General features: G+C 64.5%; 13 protein-coding genes and 1 riboswitch. Of the genes, 9 read left to right on the top strand and 4 right to left on the bottom strand.

The annotated features are described in order from the left end of the window. Positions 1–273: 273 nt before the first annotated feature. Positions 274–2,715 carry a penicillin acylase family protein gene (locus ACN9M1_RS18600; RefSeq protein ID WP_426400036.1) on the top strand — a complete coding sequence of 814 codons (2,442 nt, stop codon included), beginning with the start codon at positions 274–276 and terminating at the stop codon, positions 2,713–2,715. 36 nt (positions 2,716–2,751) lie between these two features. Here the strand turns inward: ACN9M1_RS18600 and ACN9M1_RS18595 are convergent, their stop codons facing one another. Continuing rightward, positions 2,752–3,693 (bottom strand): LysR family transcriptional regulator, encoded by a 942-nt coding sequence (locus ACN9M1_RS18595; protein ID WP_426400035.1) that lies wholly within the window; start codon positions 3,691–3,693, stop codon positions 2,752–2,754. Between the two features lie 134 nt (positions 3,694–3,827). Here ACN9M1_RS18595 and ACN9M1_RS18590 point away from each other — a divergent pair, with 134 nt between their 5' ends. Further along, positions 3,828–4,877, top strand: a complete 1,050-nt coding sequence (locus tag ACN9M1_RS18590) for an NAD(P)-dependent alcohol dehydrogenase (protein ID WP_426400034.1) — start codon at positions 3,828–3,830, stop codon at positions 4,875–4,877. Between the two features lie 94 nt (positions 4,878–4,971). Here ACN9M1_RS18590 and ACN9M1_RS18585 read toward each other — a convergent pair whose 3' ends face one another. Both ACN9M1_RS18585 and ACN9M1_RS18580 read right to left on the bottom strand, forming a co-directional pair. After that, on the bottom strand, positions 4,972–5,898 hold the full coding sequence (locus ACN9M1_RS18585; protein ID WP_426400033.1) for a sugar kinase: 927 nt from the start codon (positions 5,896–5,898) through the stop codon (positions 4,972–4,974). A gap of 11 nt (positions 5,899–5,909) precedes the next feature. Further along, positions 5,910–7,187 (bottom strand): amino acid deaminase, encoded by a 1,278-nt coding sequence (locus ACN9M1_RS18580; RefSeq protein WP_426400032.1) that lies wholly within the window; start codon positions 7,185–7,187, stop codon positions 5,910–5,912. A 161-nt stretch (positions 7,188–7,348) separates the two neighbouring features. Between ACN9M1_RS18580 and ACN9M1_RS18575 the strand changes: the two genes are divergently transcribed. From ACN9M1_RS18575 to ACN9M1_RS18555, 5 genes are all read left to right on the top strand, one after another. Next, positions 7,349–8,218 (top strand): MurR/RpiR family transcriptional regulator, encoded by an 870-nt coding sequence (locus ACN9M1_RS18575; protein ID WP_426400031.1) that lies wholly within the window; start codon positions 7,349–7,351, stop codon positions 8,216–8,218. Position 8,219: 1 nt separating this feature from the next. Beyond that, positions 8,220–9,704 (top strand): D-aminoacylase, encoded by a 1,485-nt coding sequence (locus ACN9M1_RS18570; protein ID WP_426400030.1) that lies wholly within the window; start codon positions 8,220–8,222, stop codon positions 9,702–9,704. A gap of 32 nt (positions 9,705–9,736) precedes the next feature. Continuing rightward, on the top strand, positions 9,737–10,123 hold the full coding sequence (locus ACN9M1_RS18565; RefSeq protein ID WP_065854532.1) for a RidA family protein: 387 nt from the start codon (positions 9,737–9,739) through the stop codon (positions 10,121–10,123). Positions 10,124–10,205: 82 nt separating this feature from the next. Beyond that, the gene (locus ACN9M1_RS18560; protein WP_426400029.1) at positions 10,206–11,558 is read left to right on the top strand and encodes a GntP family permease; all 1,353 of its coding nucleotides are present in this window, start codon (positions 10,206–10,208) and stop codon (positions 11,556–11,558) included. A gap of 38 nt (positions 11,559–11,596) precedes the next feature. Beyond that, the gene (locus tag ACN9M1_RS18555; RefSeq protein ID WP_426400028.1) at positions 11,597–12,223 is read left to right on the top strand and encodes a bifunctional 4-hydroxy-2-oxoglutarate aldolase/2-dehydro-3-deoxy-phosphogluconate aldolase; all 627 of its coding nucleotides are present in this window, start codon (positions 11,597–11,599) and stop codon (positions 12,221–12,223) included. A 151-nt stretch (positions 12,224–12,374) separates the two neighbouring features. On the opposite strand, the gene ribB is transcribed toward ACN9M1_RS18555, so the two are convergent. Then, positions 12,375–13,109 carry a 3,4-dihydroxy-2-butanone-4-phosphate synthase gene (gene ribB, locus ACN9M1_RS18550; RefSeq protein ID WP_426400027.1) on the bottom strand — a complete coding sequence of 245 codons (735 nt, stop codon included), beginning with the start codon at positions 13,107–13,109 and terminating at the stop codon, positions 12,375–12,377. Positions 13,110–13,238: 129 nt separating this feature from the next. Then, positions 13,239–13,401: riboswitch (FMN riboswitch) on the bottom strand. A 237-nt stretch (positions 13,402–13,638) separates the two neighbouring features. On the opposite strand from ribB, the gene ACN9M1_RS18545 reads away from it, so the two are divergent. Both ACN9M1_RS18545 and ACN9M1_RS18540 read left to right on the top strand, forming a co-directional pair. Next, entirely contained in the window at positions 13,639–15,189 is a 1,551-nt protein-coding gene (locus ACN9M1_RS18545; protein ID WP_426400026.1) for a methyl-accepting chemotaxis protein, read from the top strand. 106 nt (positions 15,190–15,295) lie between these two features. Beyond that, on the top strand, positions 15,296–16,993 hold the full coding sequence (locus ACN9M1_RS18540) for a phospholipid carrier-dependent glycosyltransferase (protein WP_426400025.1): 1,698 nt from the start codon (positions 15,296–15,298) through the stop codon (positions 16,991–16,993). Positions 16,994–16,997 lie beyond the last annotated feature (4 nt).

The following is a 16,997-nucleotide window of genomic DNA, read 5'->3' as shown; positions in this document are numbered from 1 at the left end:
CCCTGCAACCATGCCTTGACGGAATGGTTGACCGAACAAAAGTCATTGGCGCATATGCGCATGCATCCGCATACTCATCAATCTGTGCCGATCGGCGGGCATCTCTCCCCTAGCAGTTCGCAGCACCCGGCTCTGCCGATCGGCCAGCTTGCCCTTCCCATCAGTCGCGCTCGCGGCTGTCTGCTGTATCCGTATCCATAAGAACGCTCGAATCCTGTGGCCCGCGCTAGGGCCGTACCGGCATTCCGGGCTCAGAGAGGAGACTGCATCGCCATGCCCATCCGTTCACTTCCCGTTCTGCTGTCGGCTGTTGCGCTCGGCATCTCCGCACAGGCCGTTGCCAAAGATGCGCCCCAGGCAGCCATACAAACCATCGCGGTCCCCGGCCTCTCCAAGCCCGCCGACATCCTGATCGACCACTGGGGCGTGCCGCACATCTACGCCAAGAGCGAAGACGACGGCTTCTTCGCGCAAGGCTTCAATGCCGCACGCGACCGCCTATTCCAGATCGACCTGTGGCGCCGCCGCGGCCTGGGGCAGCTCTCGGAAGTATTCGGCCCCGCCTATGTGGAACAGGATCGCGCTACGCGGCTGTTTCTCTATCGCGGCGACATGCAGGTCGAATGGAAGCACTACAGCCCAGATGCGCAGCGCATTGCCACGCGCTTTGTTGCGGGCATCAATGCCTACGTCGATTGGCTGGCCAAGCACCCGGAGCAGATGCCGTTCGAGTTCCGCAAGCTGAGCTACACGCCTGCGCACTGGGCACCGGAAGACGTGGTGCGCATCCGCAGCCATGGCTTGACGCGCAATCTGCAATCCGAAGTCGCACGCGCCAACGTGGCCTGCAAGGCCAGCCTGGTCGACGACACCATCCGCTTTGGCCTGCAGCCCGACTGGCAGACCCAGTTGCCGGAGGGTCTGGACCCGTGCCTGCCGAAAGATCTGCTCAAGGTCTTCACACTCGCCACGCAAGGCGTGCGCCTCACGCCGGAATCGCTCAAGGGCGTCGACATCGACAGCGTGCGTGTTGCGGCTGCCACCAACCTCGAAGAGACCATGGAGGGCAGCAACAACTGGGTGATCGCGCCCGGTAAATCCGCCACCGGCCGCGCCGTCATGGCCAACGACCCGCACCGCGCGTATTCCGCACCGAGCCTGCGCTACATCGCCCACGTCAGCACGCCCACGCTCGACATCATCGGCGCGGGGGAACCGTCCTTGCCGGCCGTGTCGATCGGGCATAACGGGCATGTCGCCTTCGGCCTGACCATCTTCAACATCGACCAGGAAGACCTCTACGTCTACGAGCTGAACCCGGCCAACAACACCGAGTACCGCTACAACGGCGGCTGGGAGCCCTTCACTGTGCTGCACGAAACCGTGAAGGTGCGCGGTGGGGAACCGCGCCCCGTCGACCTGACCTTCACGCGTCACGGCCCCGTCATCTACATCGACGCGGAAAAGCATCGCGCCTATGCCGTGCGCTCGGCGTGGCTGTCGCCGGGCATGTCGCCGTATTTTGGCTCGGTCGGCTACATGCGCGCGCGCACGTTCGCGCAGTTCAAGCAATCGATGCTGAACTGGGGGGCGCCCACCGAAAACCAGGTCTATGCGGATACGAAGGGCAACATCGGCTGGGTACCGGGCGGCCTCGCCCCCATCCGCCCGAACTGGGATGGCCTGCTGCCCGTGCCCGGTGACGGCCGCTACGAATGGGCCGGGTTCTGGCGCGGCGATCAACTGCCCAGCAGCTACAACCCGAAGTCGGGCTACTTCACCTCGTCCAACGAGATGAACCTGCCCGCTGACTACCCCTACCGCGAGCGCAAGCTCGGCTTCGAGTGGACCAACGGCTCGCGCCACGCGCGCATTGACGAGGTGCTGGCCAAACTCGACAAGGTATCGATTGAAGATTCGATGCGCTTGCAGAACGACATGGTGTCGATTCCGGCGCGGCGGTTGATGGCACTGCTCGCGCCGCTGTCCTCCAACGATGCCCGCATTGACCCCGATGCGCAAGCCGCGCTCAACCTCTTCAAGGGCTGGAACGCGACCATGCTGGCCGATTCTCCGCAGGCTGCGCTGCACGAGGTCTGGTTCACGCACCATCTGGGCCGTGCGTTCAAGCACGCCGTGCTCTCCAAGGCCAGCGCCGATGCGGTGGGCACGCCGGATACCGCCGTCATGCTCGACACGCTCGAGCACCCGCAAGGCAGCGAACGCAAATTCGGCGAAGACCCACAACAAGCCGCCGCCAAGCGCGATGCCGTCCTGCTCGCCAGCCTGAAGGATGCGTGGGCCGATATGATCAAACGCCAAGGCTCAAACCCGCAGGCCTGGAATTGGGGCCAACTGCACCACAACCTCAACGCCCACCCGTTCGCCGCCATCGTCGACGATGCGACGCGCGCAAAGCTCAATGTCGGCCCGACACCCGAAGGCGGCAGCCCGTACACGCCAAATCAATCGACGTATCGCGCGAGCGACTTCCTGCAGACCAACGGCCCGTCATTCCGCACGGTTGTCGATGTGGGCAACTGGGACAACTCCCGCGCCGTCAACCTGCCGGGCCAGTCCGGCGACCCTGACAGCCCACACTACCGCGACCTTGCGCCGCTGTGGCTCAAGGGGGAGTACTTCCCGCTGCTGTATTCGCGCAAGGCTGTGGAAGCGGCCACGGAATCGCGTGTGCATCTGGTGCCGGCAAAGTAAGGCGCACGCTGGCGACAGCAGCACAAACTGACACCCTCAACGGAGGCTTTGCGCGCCGTCCTGGTGTGCGGCGTACGCTTCGCGTGGCCCACTGAACCGCAGCGCATCGACAACCAATGAGAATGCGGGCGAAGGCTGCCGCCGGCTGGGATAGTAGAGGTGGTAACCGCCGAATGGAGCGCACCAATCCTCCAGAACGCGGATAAGCCGGCCCGCCGTGATGTGCGACATCACCTCATCGTCTGGCAGCAGGATGATGCCCAGGCCGGCCAGCGCCGCATCCACTTGCGGTTGCGTGGTGTTGAAGATCAGTTGGCCATCCACACGCACGTTGACCTGCCGGCCCCGACGCTCGAAATCCCACACATAGAGGCCGCCGGAAGTCGGCAGACGCTGGTTGATGCACTGGTGCGCCATCAGGTCTTGCGGCCGCTTGGGAATGGGATGGGCCTCAAAGTAGCTGGGCGATGCCACCACGGCCCATCGCATGGGCGGGCCGATGGGTACTGCAATCATGTCCTTGTCGATGGTGTTACCCAGGCGCACGCCTGCGTCAAACCGATCCGCCACGATATCGCGCAAGCCATAGTTCACGTCGAACTCCAGCTTGATATCGGGGTACTCGCGCAACAACGGTGTGAGTTTAGGCAGCAGGATGTTGTGCAGCACGTAGTCGCTGCACGTAATGCGCACCGTGCCGGCGGGCTTGTCGCGCAACGCCGTCAGTTCGTCCAGTTCGGCGTCAATCTCGTCAAGGCGGTGCCCGATGGCATTGAGCAGCCGTTCGCCAGCCGCGGTGGGCGAGACGCTGCGTGTGGTCCGTGTGAGCAACCGGATCTGAAGCTTCGCCTCCAGATTGCTCACCGATTGGCTGAGCGCCGACTGTGTCACGCCCAATAGCGCAGCGGCACGCGTAAAGCTGCCTTCGCGTGCCACGGTGACGAAATACAGCAGATCGTTGAGGTTGCGCCTGACCATGGCTGCGAGTCTCACAGGAGGATTAATTAGCTAGCCTTATATCCTCTTTAAGCATCCATTAGCTAGTCAGCTGGCGGGGGAATCGCCAAGATGGCGTCGATGATGTCGCCCACACTCACGAAAGGTGTTTCTCCATGACCATTCAAGCTTACGGCGCCCACGCCGCCGACCAATCCCTCGAACCGATGCACATCACGCGCCGGGCACCTGGTGCGCACGACGTGCAGATCGACATCGCGTACTGCGGCGTGTGTCACTCCGACATTCATACCGTGCGCGCGGAATGGGCCGGAACGTTGTATCCGTGCGTGCCGGGGCATGAGATCGTCGGCCGCGTGTCGGCGGTGGGCGCGCACGTGTCCAGCCATAAGGTCGGCGACCTGGTGGGCGTGGGCTGCATTGTGGACAGCTGCCAGCACTGCGCCGATTGCGACGATGGGCTTGAAAACTACTGCGACCACATGGTCGGCACGTACAACGGCCCGACCGAAGACGCGCCGGGCCATACGCTGGGCGGCTATTCGCAGAAGATCGTGGTGCATGAGCGCTACGTGCTGCACATCCGCCACCCTGAAGCGCAACTGGCTGCGGTGGCGCCGCTGCTGTGCGCGGGCATCACCACGTATTCGCCGCTGCGCCACTGGAAGGTGGGGCCGGGGCACAGCGTGGGCGTGGTGGGGATCGGCGGACTGGGCCACATGGGCATCAAGCTCGCTCGGGCGATGGGCGCGCACGTCGTGGCGTTCACCACATCGGAAAACAAGCGCGAAGCCGCCAAGGCGCTGGGGGCGCATGACGTAGTGGTTTCACGCAACGCCCATGAAATGGCCGCGCACGCCAAGCGGCTGGACTTCATCCTCAACACCGTGGCTGCACCGCATGATCTGGATGCCTTCTTCGCGCTGCTCAAGCGCGACGGCACGATGGCATTGGTGGGAGCGCCGGCCACACCGCACCCTTCGCCGCAGGTGTTCAACCTCATCACGAAGCGCCGCAGCCTGGCCGGCTCGATGATCGGCGGTATTCCTGAGACGCAGGAAATGCTGGACTTCTGCGCCGAGCACGGCATCGTCGCCGACATCGAAATGATCCGCGCCGACCAGATCAACAACGCCTACGAGCGCATGCTCAACGGCGATGTGAAATACCGCTTCGTCATCGACAGCGCATCGTTGGCCGCCTGACCAAGGCAAACGCAACAAAAAACGCCACCGCAAATACAACGCGGTGGCGTTTTTGTTTCAGTGGTTTCGGCGCAATCGGCGTCCGGTTGCCGGCTTACCCGTGTTGCACTGCAGCCAGCGCGGCGCGTACAGCGTCGGCCCGCGGAATCGGCGCAACAGCGCTGTATCCCGTGGTGGAAATAGCCGCGGCCACATTGGCATAACGCGCCGCATCTACCGGGGTATCCCCAGCCACAATCCGCGCAACAAACGAGCCGCCAAAGCAATCCCCCGCCCCCGTGGCATCAATCGCGTTGACGGTATGGCGCGGCACCAACGTGCGCGATTCCGGCGTGGCCACGTAGCAGCCTTCCGCCCCCATCTTCAGCGCCACGAGCTTGACGCCCCAGCCGAGCAATGTATCGACGATGCCATCCCGGTCATGGCAATCCAGCAGCACGGTCACGTCATCCCAACTCGGCAGGCAGAGATCGCACGTGCGCATTGCTTCCTGCATCACGGCGCGCGCACGCGCCAGCGGCCACAGACGCAGGCGCAGGTTGGTATCGAACGACACCAGCACACCCGCCGCCCGCGCATGCGCCATCGCCGCCAAACCCGCATCGCAAGCGCTGTCGCTGATCGCTAGGCTGATGCCTGACAGATGGAATGCCTTGGCTGCCGCAATTGCCTGCAACGGCAATTGCGCGGTCTGGAAACGGCTGGCCGCCGAGCCCGCGCGCAAGTAATCAAAATGATGCCCGCGTGCATCGTGCGACACGAAGTACAGACCCGTGGGCGCCTGCGCGTCGGTATGCACGTAGGTGTGATCGACACCTTCCTCCTGCCACAGCGCACGCAGCGCCTGGCCGAAACGGTCGGCACCGAGCGCGCTGATGTAGCCGGCGCGCGCGCCCTGCCGGGCTGCGGCAATGCAGAAGTTGGAGGTATCCCCCCCAAAGCCGAAATTCCACGACGAGCTACCAGAATCGGCCTGGTTGAATTCGATCAGCGCTTCGCCATAAGCGAGGATGTCTGCCATGGGTGCCTCGCTCAGAAGTACGTCTGGACGACGTCGACGACGTTGTAGGCGTCGTCGATCACCGAGATCTGGCGCCACTTGTCGAACGTCAGGCACGGGTGCGAGATGTCGAAGGCGATCATGTCGCCGACCTTGATATCGTCGCCGGGGGCGATCTTCAGGTAGGCGTGTTGGTCCATCATGCCGGTGACTTCCCAGTGGGCGGGCGTGGCGGATGACGCTTTATCGCCCGGTCGGTAGCGCAGCACCGGCAGCGGCAAGCCTGCATCGAACGCGGCATCGCGCTTGCCCAACGCAATAATGGCGCGCTCGGCCTCGGGCACCGACTGCACATAGGCCCACAGTTGCAGCGCAGGCAGCAGGCTCGAACGCATCTTGTGCGCGATCGGGTTGTTCGCGTCGATGCGAGCCTGCGCGGCCTTGTAGATGCCGACGTCGTGCGTGAGGTAGCAACCGGGGCGCAGCACCACATCGAGCGGCTGGCCGATATTGGCCTTGGCGAACTCTTCTGCCACCACGTCGTACCAGGCCGAACCCGCGCCGGTCAGCACAGCCGGCGTGCGTTGCAGACGGCCGGCCTTCGCCAAGTCGCCGATGGTCTTCACGGCACGCTGCAGGAAGGCGCGGATGTCGGCCTCTTCCTTGATCACACCTTCGTAGACCTCCACGCCGGCAAGCTTGACCGCGCCATCGGCCCGCGTGAGCGCGTCCAGCACCGATTGCAGCTGCGCGTCGTCGCGCACGCCGGTGCGGCCACCCTGCACGCCCAGCTCAATCAGCACCTGGATCGGGTGACCTGCCTTGCCGAAAAAGGCAGCAAGTTGATCGACCTGATCCGCCGCATCCACCAAGCAGAAGAACTCGAACGACGGATCGGCCAGCAGTTCGGCCAGGATGGCCATGTTGCGCTTACCGACCAACTGGTTGGCCATCAGCACGCGGCGCACACCATGGGCATAGGCCACACGCGTCTGGTGCGCGGTTGCCAACGTAATGCCCCACGCGCCGCCCGCCAGTTGGCGCTGGAACAGGCGCGGCGCCATCGTCGTCTTGCCGTGCGGCGCGAGCTTGGCGCCGTACTCGTCGACGAAGCGCTGCATCCAGGCCAGGTTGTGTTCAATGCGCGACTGATACAGCACCGCCGCCGGCAGGTTCAGATCCTCGTTCAAGACGTTCCAGCGCTGGGCAGCAATCTGCTCCGGCGTGCAAGCGGCATCCAACGCCCCCAAGCCCTTGTCGAGGGGCTGGACAGTGGCGTTGGCGTCTCCTTGGTACTTTGTATCATTCATGGGAATCGACTCACGTTCCTTTGGGGGTAAACATCGGGTTGACACAATGATAGCGGCGAAATTATTCTGCCGGCCGACCTGTTACAAAGTACCAAAGACCGCCGTTAGCCACCATCCGGACAACTACCGGGGCCAGAATGCGCGAGTTTAATCCCGACCCCATGCGCGAACCGATCGACATCGTTACCCGCCTCTCCCAGCGTGCCGCAGAACTGCGCCCGGCTGAGCAAAAGGTCGCGCAAACGGTGCTGAGCGACATTGCCGAAGCCGCCGCCGGCAGCATCCAGACACTGGCCGAACGCGCCGGCGTGAGCGAAGCCAGCGTCACCCGATTCGCCAAGGCGATGGGCTGCCGCGACGTGCGCGAACTGAAGCTCAAGCTAGCGCAGGCAGCCGCAGTCGGCCAGCGGTTTCTGGATGGCGGCGCCGATCGCCCGCCCTCGAGCGCCGACGGCATCCTGGCTGACATCTCCAACGTGCTGGAAGCCAATCGCGCGCTGGTGCGGCCCGAGGCCTTCCGCGCCGCTGCCGAGGCACTGGCCGTGGCCCGCATGATCGCCGTGTTCGGTATGGGCGGCGGCTCGACCACCATGGCCGACGAGATGCGCTACCGCCTCGCCCGCCTGGGACGGCCGGTCACCACCTATCATGATTCGATGCTGCAGCGGATGGTCGCGGCCACGCTCAGCCCGGACGACGTGGTGGTGGTGTTCTCGGTGACCGGCCACGTGCCGGAGGTGATCGACAGCGTGACCATTGCGCGCGAGTACGGCGCCAAGGTCATCGCCATCACAGCCATCGGCTCGCCGCTGGCGGCGCTGGCCGATGTTTTGCTGCCGATCCAGGCCATGGAAACCGATTTCATCTTCAAGCCGTCATCATCGCGCTACGCCATGATGATGATGATCGACCTGCTGGCGACCGAGGTCGCACTACAGCAGGCCGATCGCAGCAAGGAGCTCTTACGGCGCATCAAGTACGTGCTCGATGCGCATCGCGGCGGCGGCAATCGTCAGCCGCTCGGAGATTGACATGCAGCAGTACGACACCGTCATCCGCCAGGTCCGCATCGTGGACGGCAGCGGCCACGAACCCGAGGCCACGCTGTTCGACGTGGCCATCACCGATGGCCGCATCGCCGCCATCGCCACGTCGGATTCCACCGCGTGGCTGGGGGATGAGGAAATCGCCGGTGAAGGCCGCGTGCTCGCCCCCGGCTTCATCGACGTGCACACGCACGACGACACCAACGTGATCCGCACGCCCGACATGCTGTGCAAGGTGTCGCAGGGCATCACCACGGTCATCGTCGGCAACTGCGGGATCAGCGCGTCGCCGGCCACGCTCAAGGGCGATCCGCCGGACCCGATGAACCTGCTCGGCCCCGCTAGCGCGTTCGCCTATCCGACCTTCGCTTCTTACGTGGAAGCCGTGGAGCGCGCGCAGCCGGCCGTCAACGTCGCCGCGCTGATCGGCCATACGGCGCTGCGCAACAACCACCTCGACCGCCTCGACCGCCCCGCCACCGCAGATGAAGTCGAAGGCATGCGCACGCAGCTGCGCGAGGCGCTTGACCACGGCGCGCTGGGCCTATCGACCGGCCTGGCCTACGCCAACGCCTTCGCGTCGACCACCGAAGAGGTGATGGGCCTGGCAGAACCGCTGGCCGAGGCCGGCGCCATCTACACCACGCATTTGCGCACCGAGTTCGCCGCCATCCTCGACGCGATGGACGAGGCGTATCGCATCGGTAAGCATGCGCGCGTGCCCATCGTGATCTCGCACCTGAAATGCGCGGGCGCCGCCAACTGGGGCCGCGCAGGCGAAGTGCTGGAATCGATCGAAGGAGCGCAGCGCTACCAGCCGGTCGGCTGCGACTGCTACCCCTACACCGCAAGTTCGTCCACGCTCGATTTGAAGCAGGTGACGGACGAATTCGACATCTTCATCACGTGGTCGGAGCCTGAGCCGGGCATGGCTGGGCAGACGCTGAAGGAAATCGCCGCCGCCTGGGGCACCGACCTGATGGAAGCTGCGCGCCGCCTGCAACCGGCCGGCGCGGTGTACCACAACATGTCGGCGCAGGATCTGGACCGCATCATCACGCACCCCGCCACGGTCATCGGCTCCGACGGTCTGCCAAATGATCCGAAACCGCATCCGCGCCTGTGGGGCGCCTTCCCGCGCGTGCTCGGCTACTACAGCCGGGAGCGCAAGTTGCTGAGTCTGTCGGCCGCTATCCGCAAGATGACGGGCCAGTCCGCCGAGCGCTTCGGCCTGGCCGAACGCGGCCTCGTGCGCGAAGGTTATTGGGCGGACCTCGTGCTGTTCGACCCGGAAATCGTGCGCGATGTCGCCACCTTCACCGACCCACAGCAACCGGCCGCTGGCATCGCGGCGGTGTGGGTCAACGGCCATCTGTCGTATCAGGACGGTGCCGTACAGCCCCATCGCGCTGGGCGGTTCCTTAAGCGCGGGCCTCGCGCGCAGGCAACGGCCAGCACGGAAGTCCACTGAATCTGCATTTGTTTGGAAGAAGGAATACAGCAATGACGATTACCCGAATTGGCGTTGAAGGCGGCACCGGCACCGGTGGCCAGCACCTCCCCTTTGCCCGTGCGGCCGGCGCAGATGGCTGGTTGTTCGTCTCGGGCCAGACGCCCATGGTGAACGGCGAGGTGGTCGGCAACGGCATCGTCGAGCAATCGCACCAGACCATCAAGAACCTGCTGGCCATCCTGGCCGAAGCCGGCTACGGCCCCGAGCACGTCGTGCGCTGCGGCGTGTGGCTGGATGATCCGCGCGACTTCCAGTCGTTCAACAAGGTGTTCAAGGAATACTTTGGCGCCAACCCGCCGGCCCGCGCGTGCGTGGTGTCGAGCATGGTGATCGACTGCAAGGTGGAAGTGGATTGCGTGGCCTACAAGAAGCCGTAGTCCGCATATCAAAAGGCACGCGCTGCACGACGGCGCGGCCACGACAACAAGAGCCGTGAACACACACTGAGGAGAAAACCCGATGGTCCCGATGCAAGGCAACTCGCTGTTGCTAACCGCCGCGCTGGCGGTGGTGGCGCTGATCTACCTGATCGCCGTCCAGAAACTGAACCCGTTCGTTACGCTGATCGTCGTCTCGCTCGCGCTGGGCGTGGTGGTCGGCATGCCGATGGGCAACATCGTCAAGGCGTTCGAAACCGGCGTGGGCAACACGCTCGGCCACATTGCGCTGGTGGTGGGCTTAGGGACCATGCTCGGCAAGATGATGGCCGAGTCAGGCGGTGCGGAGCGCATCGCCAAGACGCTCATCCATGCCTTTGGCGAGAAAAACGCGCACTGGGCGATGATGGTGGTGGCCTTCATCATCGGCCTGCCGGTGTTCTTTGAAGTCGGCTTCGTGCTGCTGATCCCGATTGCCTTCAACGTGGCCAAGCGCACGGGCACACCGATCCTGATGGTGGGTCTGCCGATGGTGGCAGGCCTGTCGGTGGTGCACGGCCTGATCCCCCCGCACCCGGCCGCGCTGCTGGCCGTGACGGCGTACCAGGCAGACATCGGCAAGACCATCCTGTATGCGCTGATCGTCGGCCTGCCGACGGCCATCCTGGCCGGTCCGCTTTGGGCGATGCTCGTTTCGCGCTACGTCAAGCCGAATGAAAACAACCCGCTGGCCGCGCAATTTGTGGAAGCCGACCAGAAGCGCGAACTGCCGGGCTTCGGCATCACGCTGTTCACGATCCTGCTGCCGGTGGTGCTGATGCTGATCGGCAGCTGGGCGGATCTGTTCACCACGCCCAAGTCGCTGGCCAATGACATCCTCAAGCTGGCCGGCAACTCGGTCATGGCGCTGCTGATCGCCGCGCTGGTGAGCTTCTACACCTTCGGCAAGGCACGCGGCTTCAACCGCGAGACCATCCTCAAGTTCACCAACGAGTGCCTGGCACCGATCGCCACGATCACGCTGGTGGTGGGTGCAGGCGGCGGCTTCGGCCAGATTCTGCGTGACTCCGGCGTGTCGAAGGCCATCGTGGGTGTGGCAACGGATGCGCACCTGTCGCCGCTGCTGCTGGGCTGGGTGGTGGCCGTGATGATCCGTATCGCCACCGGCTCGGCCACCGTGGCCATGACCACTGCCTGCGGCATCGTCGCCCCCATCGCTGCAGCATCAGGCGCGGCCGTCCGGCCAGAGCTGATGGTGCTGGCCACCGGTGCCGGCTCGCTGATCCTGTCGCACGTGAATGACGGCGGCTTCTGGCTGGTGAAGGAGTACTTCAACCTGACCGTACCGGAAACCTTCAAGACGTGGACGGTGCTGGAAACCATCATCTCGGTCGTGGCGCTGCTGCTGACGCTGGCGCTGTCGACCGTCGTTTAAGCTGTTCTGTTGATATGAAGTTGATCTAGGAGAACGTTGTGGGTATCGATTCCGTCGTCAAGGCCGGCCCGGTCATTCCGGTGCTGCAGTTCCAATCTGTCGATGAAGGCGTCAAGGTATGCCGCGCGCTGTACGAAGGCGGTATCCGCACGTTCGAGATCACGATGCGCACGCCGGTGGCGCTGGATGTGATCCGCGCGGTGGTGAAGGACCTTGGCAGCGATGCCATCGTCGGCGCAGGCACGCTCACGCGGCCCGAGCATTTCCAGCGGGCGAAAGACGCGGGCGCCGTGTTTGCCGTGTCGCCAGGCATCACGCCGATGCTGGCCGTGGCACAAGCCAAGGCCGAGCTGGACTGGCTGCCAGGCATTGCCACGCCGTCGGAGCTGATCCTGGCGCTGGAATTCGGCCTGACCACGCTGAAGTTCTTCCCGGCCGAAGCGGCAGGCGGCATCCCGATGCTCAAGTCGATCTACGGCCCGTTCGGTGACGTGCGCTTCTGCCCCACGGGCGGCATCACGCCGCAGAGCGCGCCCGACTACCTCGCGCTGCCCAACGTGGTGTGCGTGGGCGGCTCGTGGATGGTGCCCAAGGACAAGGTCGCTGCCGGCGACTGGGCGGATATCACAGCGCTTGCCAAGGAAGCGGCCGCGCTCAAGCGGTAATCAGCCTCACCTCTCTCACGCGGTCGGCTTTTGAACCGGCTCAGGATCCGTAGCGAGCGGCCCGAGGTTGGTCCGAGAAGCGCAGCTGTACATGGGTACAGCGAGCATCACAGGGCCAAGATCGGGCCGCGCAGTAGGATCATGGGCCGGTTCAGACGAAGCTGACCGCGCGCTCCATGTGTTCCCGATACCGCACGATGTCTTCAATGGTCAGCACCGGCAGGCTGTGCTGATCGGCGAAGCGCACCGCGTCGTCACGGCGCGCCATGGTGCCGTCGGGCAGCATCAGCTCACATAGCACTGCAGCGGGCGGCAAGCCTGCCAAACGTGCCAGGTCTACCGAGCCCTCGGTGTGGCCGCGCCGCGTGAGCACTCCACCCTCCTTCGCCACCAGCGGAAACACATGCCCGGGGCTGACGATCGATTGCGTATCGGCATCCGGCGCAATCGCCGCGCGGATCGTCGTGATGCGGTCGGCTGCTGACACGCCGGTGCTCACCCCCGTGCGCGCCTCGATCGACACGGTGAACGCTGTGCCGTATTGGCTGCGGTTGTCTTCCACCATCGGGCGCAGGCCGAGCGATGCGCTCTTCTCCGCCGTCAGGCACAGGCAGACGATGCCGCTGCATTCGCGAATCAACATCGCCATGCTGGCCTGCGTAAGTTTGTCGGCAGCGACGATGAGATCGGCCTCGTTTTCGCGGTCGGCATCGTCGAGCACGACGACGGGCACGCCAAGGCGTACCGCATCGAGCGCGGCAGCCATGCGTTCGGGCATGTCGGCCGGATCAAAGCGGGCTTCGATGGCGTCAGAAATCACATTGCCTTCCATGGTTGAGGGCAATGCGGGCGGGTGAACTACAGGGGATTGCTGAGTGGACAACATGGAAACGCTCCTCGCGAGATTGGCGACAAGACGTTCCAGGGCAAGCAGACAAACACGTCCTGGCAGCGGCACACCCGGCGCACGTCAAGACATGGCCAAGCGCGCCCAGCAGCGGGAGCGTGTTGTTCCGCACATCTTCTTCCATCCGGACTCTGACCGTCGGCCCCGGCATCTCACCGGATCTGCTGACCCCGATATGCAGGCGCATATCGGGCGCTCGCGGGCTCACGGGCGCAAAACACATTGCCCGCATACCGCCGGTGGGGAATTCCACCCCGCCCTGAAGACGTACTACACCGACAAAGGTGTCGGCAGGCGCCATGCTACCGCAACAAATTGCAACGCATCGACCCTACTGACGGGTCGGGCAAGGTTGTCCTCCCATCACGACGCGCCGGCCTGCCGCGTGAGGGCAAACCCGGATTTTGCTCGATAGTCGCACGCTGCAGTTCGATCAGCGAACGCACCGGCGCAAGTTACGCGATTTCGGGCCGTTAGACCTCCCAACTTATATCGGGAGGGGAGCCCCATGAAACTGTCCACCAAGTTGCTGGCGCTCGTCGCTGCGGCGCTGCTCGGTGTCGTCCTGCTGGCGGCGACGGCCCTGCAGACCCTGCGCAGTTCGTTGATCGAGAGCCGCCGCGAGCAGCTCGTCATTCTGCTGACCAAGGCCGAGCACCTGGTCAACGCCTATCGAGACGCGCAAGCGCGCGGCACGATGTCGCGGGAACAGGCGCAGCAGGCGGCCAAGGACACGCTGGCGCAATTGAATGCCAACACGAAAAGCTACTACTGGGTGACAACCGCCGACGGCATCAATCTCGTGCACCCGAACGCCAAGTTCATCGGCACCAAGGCACAGGGCAACCGAACGACGACCGGCGTGACCGACAGCGAGGCCTACCGCACCGGCATGGCGCAATCCCACTTCGCGCTCGTCGACGTGCTCATCAAGCGCTCGCCCGATGCCGAGCCCGAACCCAAGCTACAAGGCGTGGTGTCCATTCCGGAGTGGGACTGGTGGATCGGTACCGGCTTCTTTTACGACGACATCAACGCAACGTTCATGCGGCTGGTGACGGTGCTCGGCGTAATTGCGGTCGTCATCGCTGCCGCCATCGGTGGCATTGCGTGGGCGGTGACCCGCAGCGTCAAGCGAACGCTGGGCGGAGAACCGGCGTACGCGACGAAGATCGCGCAGGAAATCGCACAAGGCAACCTGAGTGCAAACTTCGATGCGTCGCACGCCGCGCCGGGCAGCCTGCTCGAGGCCCTTGCTGAAATGAAGGGGCGACTGGTTTCGATGGTGGCCGAGATCCAGTCGGCGAGCCAGTACGTTGCACTTGGGTCAAGCGAGATCGCCAATGGCAATGTCGATCTATCGGCGCGCACCGAACAGCAAGCTGCCTCGCTCGAAGAGACGGCATCGAGCATGACTCAGCTGACCGAAACCGTGAAGCACAGCGCAGACAACGCACGGCACGCCAACGCGCTCGCACTGCGTGCGACCGAGATGGCCGACGCGGGCAACGACGCGATGCAGGGCATGGTCGGCACCATCGGAAAAATCAGCGGCAGCTCGACCAAGATTTCGGAGATCACAGGCGTGATCGAGAGCATCGCGTTCCAGACAAACATCCTGGCGCTGAACGCCGCGGTGGAAGCCGCGCGCGCTGGCGAGCAGGGCCGCGGCTTTGCCGTGGTGGCGAGCGAGGTCCGCAGCCTCGCGCAGCGCTCCGCCACGGCAGCGAAGGAGATCAAGGAACTGATCGGCGCGTCGGTCACGATGATCCAGGATGGCGCCACGCAGGCCACGGCCGCCGGCACGACCATCGGCCAGGTGAAGGAAGCCATCCGGCAGGTGTCGAATATCGTCGGCGAAATCTCCGCCGCCTCGGAAGAGCAAAGCCGTGGCATCGAACAGATCAACCAGGCCGTCGTGCAGATGGACGAGGTGACACAGCAGAATGCGGCGCTGGTCGAGCAGGCGGCGGCCGCAGCCCAATCGCTTGAGGAACAGGCGACCAAGCTCAACGAGGTGGTGTCCGTATTCAGGCTGAGCAACAACGCGGCGGGCTGACCGCGGGGGCGATGCGCAAGGCTTGGAGACCACGGCTAACGGTCCGCTAACCCGGCATCGACTAGAATCCAAGCCTTTCCGACCGTGCCGCTATCGCCGTCCCCGCATGGAATCCCGCATTGTTTCTTCCCGCCCTCGTTCGCCGTGGATGGCGTTGATCGTTGTTGCGCTCATCGCCGTATTCCTTGCGCTGTGGACGGACGACCTGTTCCAGCGCTCCACCCTGTTCCGCCCCGATGAAGGCCGCTATGCGGAGATCCCACGCGAGATGGTGGTCTCGGGCGATTGGGTGACACCGCGCCTGAACGATCTCAAGTACTTCGAGAAGCCGCCCCTGCAGTACTGGACGACGGCGGCCACCTTCCAGGCGTTTGGCGTGAATGCGTGGGGCGCGCGCCTGTGGCCGATCCTGTTCGGCCTGGGCGGCATCCTGATGACGGCGTGGACGCTGGCGGTGTACCGCGGCGGGCGTGCAGCGGCAACGGGGGCGGCCATCCTGGCGTCGTCGCTGCTGTACCTGCTGTTTGGGCAGGTGATCACGCTCGACATGGGCGTGGGTTTCTTCCTGACCGTGGGCGCGTGCGGCTTTGCACTGGCCCAACGACCGGGCGTCTCGCGCGGTGGTCGGCTCGGGTGGATGCTAGTGGTGTGGCTGGCCTTGGCCGGCGCCACGCTCACCAAGGGGTTGATCGGCCTGGTGGTGCCGGGGTTGATCGGCGTGGCGTATCTGCTGATGACGCGCGACTGGGCGTTGATCCGCCGCATGCACTGGCTGCCGGGCCTGGCGCTGTATCTGATCGCCACAGTGCCGTGGTTTGTGATCGTGCAGCAGCGCAACCCGGAGTTTTTCAACTTCTTCTTCATCCACGAGCACTTCCAGCGCTTCCTCACCAATGAGCACCATCGCAGCGGCAAGTGGTGGTACTTCGTTACAGTGGGCGCGGCTGGGCTGCTGCCGTGGACGCCATTGCTGTTTGCGGCCATCGGCAGGCGCCTTGGCCGCGCGGCGGATCTGTTTGTCGCCACGCGACAATTTGACCTAGTGCGCTGGTCGATCGCCTGGGCGGGGATGATCTTCCTGTTCTTCTCGGCGTCCAGCTCCAAGCTGCCGGGCTATATCGTGCCGGCGTTTCCCGCATTTGCGATCGTGCTGGCGCTGGCGCTGGAGAAGATGCCCACGCGCGCCGTCGCCTGGGCGTTGGGCGTGAACCTCCTGATTGCGATCGGGCTGTGGTTTGCCGTCCCGATCATTGGTGCCAAGGCCGGCGCCAAAATGCCGCCCGAACAGGTGGCGCAGGCCATGCCCATGCTGCGCGAAGTCATGGCCATGCTGGCCATCGGCACGCTGGCTGCCCTGCTGGCACTGCGCTGGCAGCGACGCACACTCGCGGTGATCGTGCTCGCCGTGTCCGCCCTGTTCTGCTGGGACCGTGTGCTCAACGGCAGCGAGATCTTCCGCGACGCACTCTCCGCCCGCGACATCATCGAAAAAACGTTGGATGCGACCGGCCCGATTCCCACCGAGACGCCGTTCTACTCGGTCGATTGGCTGGACCAGACGGCCATCTACTACCTGGGCCGCCCGTTGACGCTGGTCGCGGGCTTTGACGAGCTGGAAATGGGCGCGGGCCTGGAGCCCAGCAAGGTGATCGCCACCACCGATGAATGGATCCAACGCTGGACCGACGGCCCGCCCGCCTACGCCTTCATGCGCCGTACGACATGGCAAAAGCTGCAGGCAGCCGGCGTGCCGATGCGGCTGGTGGCGGAATCTGCGGACAAGGTGGTGGTGGCGCGGCGATAAGCCT

Origin of the sequence: Ralstonia sp. R-29, assembly GCF_049913345.1 — a bacterium.
In the GTDB taxonomy this organism is placed as follows: domain Bacteria; phylum Pseudomonadota; class Gammaproteobacteria; order Burkholderiales; family Burkholderiaceae; genus Ralstonia.
The sequence above is the reverse complement of the archived record's forward strand: the minus strand, read 5'-3'. Positions and strand labels throughout refer to the sequence as shown.

Bases quoted from the DNA above. Each gene is read 5' to 3' on its own strand.
- ACN9M1_RS18600 (WP_426400036.1), top strand. From the start codon at position 274: ATGCCCATCCGTTCACTTCCCGTTCTGCTGTCGGCTGTTGCGCTCGGC.
- ACN9M1_RS18595 (WP_426400035.1), bottom strand. From the start codon at position 3,693: ATGGTCAGGCGCAACCTCAACGATCTGCTGTATTTCGTCACCGTGGCA.
- ACN9M1_RS18590 (WP_426400034.1), top strand. From the start codon at position 3,828: ATGACCATTCAAGCTTACGGCGCCCACGCCGCCGACCAATCCCTCGAA.
- ACN9M1_RS18585 (WP_426400033.1), bottom strand. From the start codon at position 5,898: ATGGCAGACATCCTCGCTTATGGCGAAGCGCTGATCGAATTCAACCAG.
- ACN9M1_RS18580 (WP_426400032.1), bottom strand. From the start codon at position 7,187: ATGAATGATACAAAGTACCAAGGAGACGCCAACGCCACTGTCCAGCCC.
- ACN9M1_RS18575 (WP_426400031.1), top strand. From the start codon at position 7,349: ATGCGCGAACCGATCGACATCGTTACCCGCCTCTCCCAGCGTGCCGCA.
- ACN9M1_RS18570 (WP_426400030.1), top strand. From the start codon at position 8,220: ATGCAGCAGTACGACACCGTCATCCGCCAGGTCCGCATCGTGGACGGC.
- ACN9M1_RS18565 (WP_065854532.1), top strand. From the start codon at position 9,737: ATGACGATTACCCGAATTGGCGTTGAAGGCGGCACCGGCACCGGTGGC.
- ACN9M1_RS18560 (WP_426400029.1), top strand. From the start codon at position 10,206: ATGGTCCCGATGCAAGGCAACTCGCTGTTGCTAACCGCCGCGCTGGCG.
- ribB (WP_426400027.1), bottom strand. From the start codon at position 13,109: ATGTTGTCCACTCAGCAATCCCCTGTAGTTCACCCGCCCGCATTGCCC.
- ACN9M1_RS18545 (WP_426400026.1), top strand. From the start codon at position 13,639: ATGAAACTGTCCACCAAGTTGCTGGCGCTCGTCGCTGCGGCGCTGCTC.
- ACN9M1_RS18540 (WP_426400025.1), top strand. From the start codon at position 15,296: ATGGAATCCCGCATTGTTTCTTCCCGCCCTCGTTCGCCGTGGATGGCG.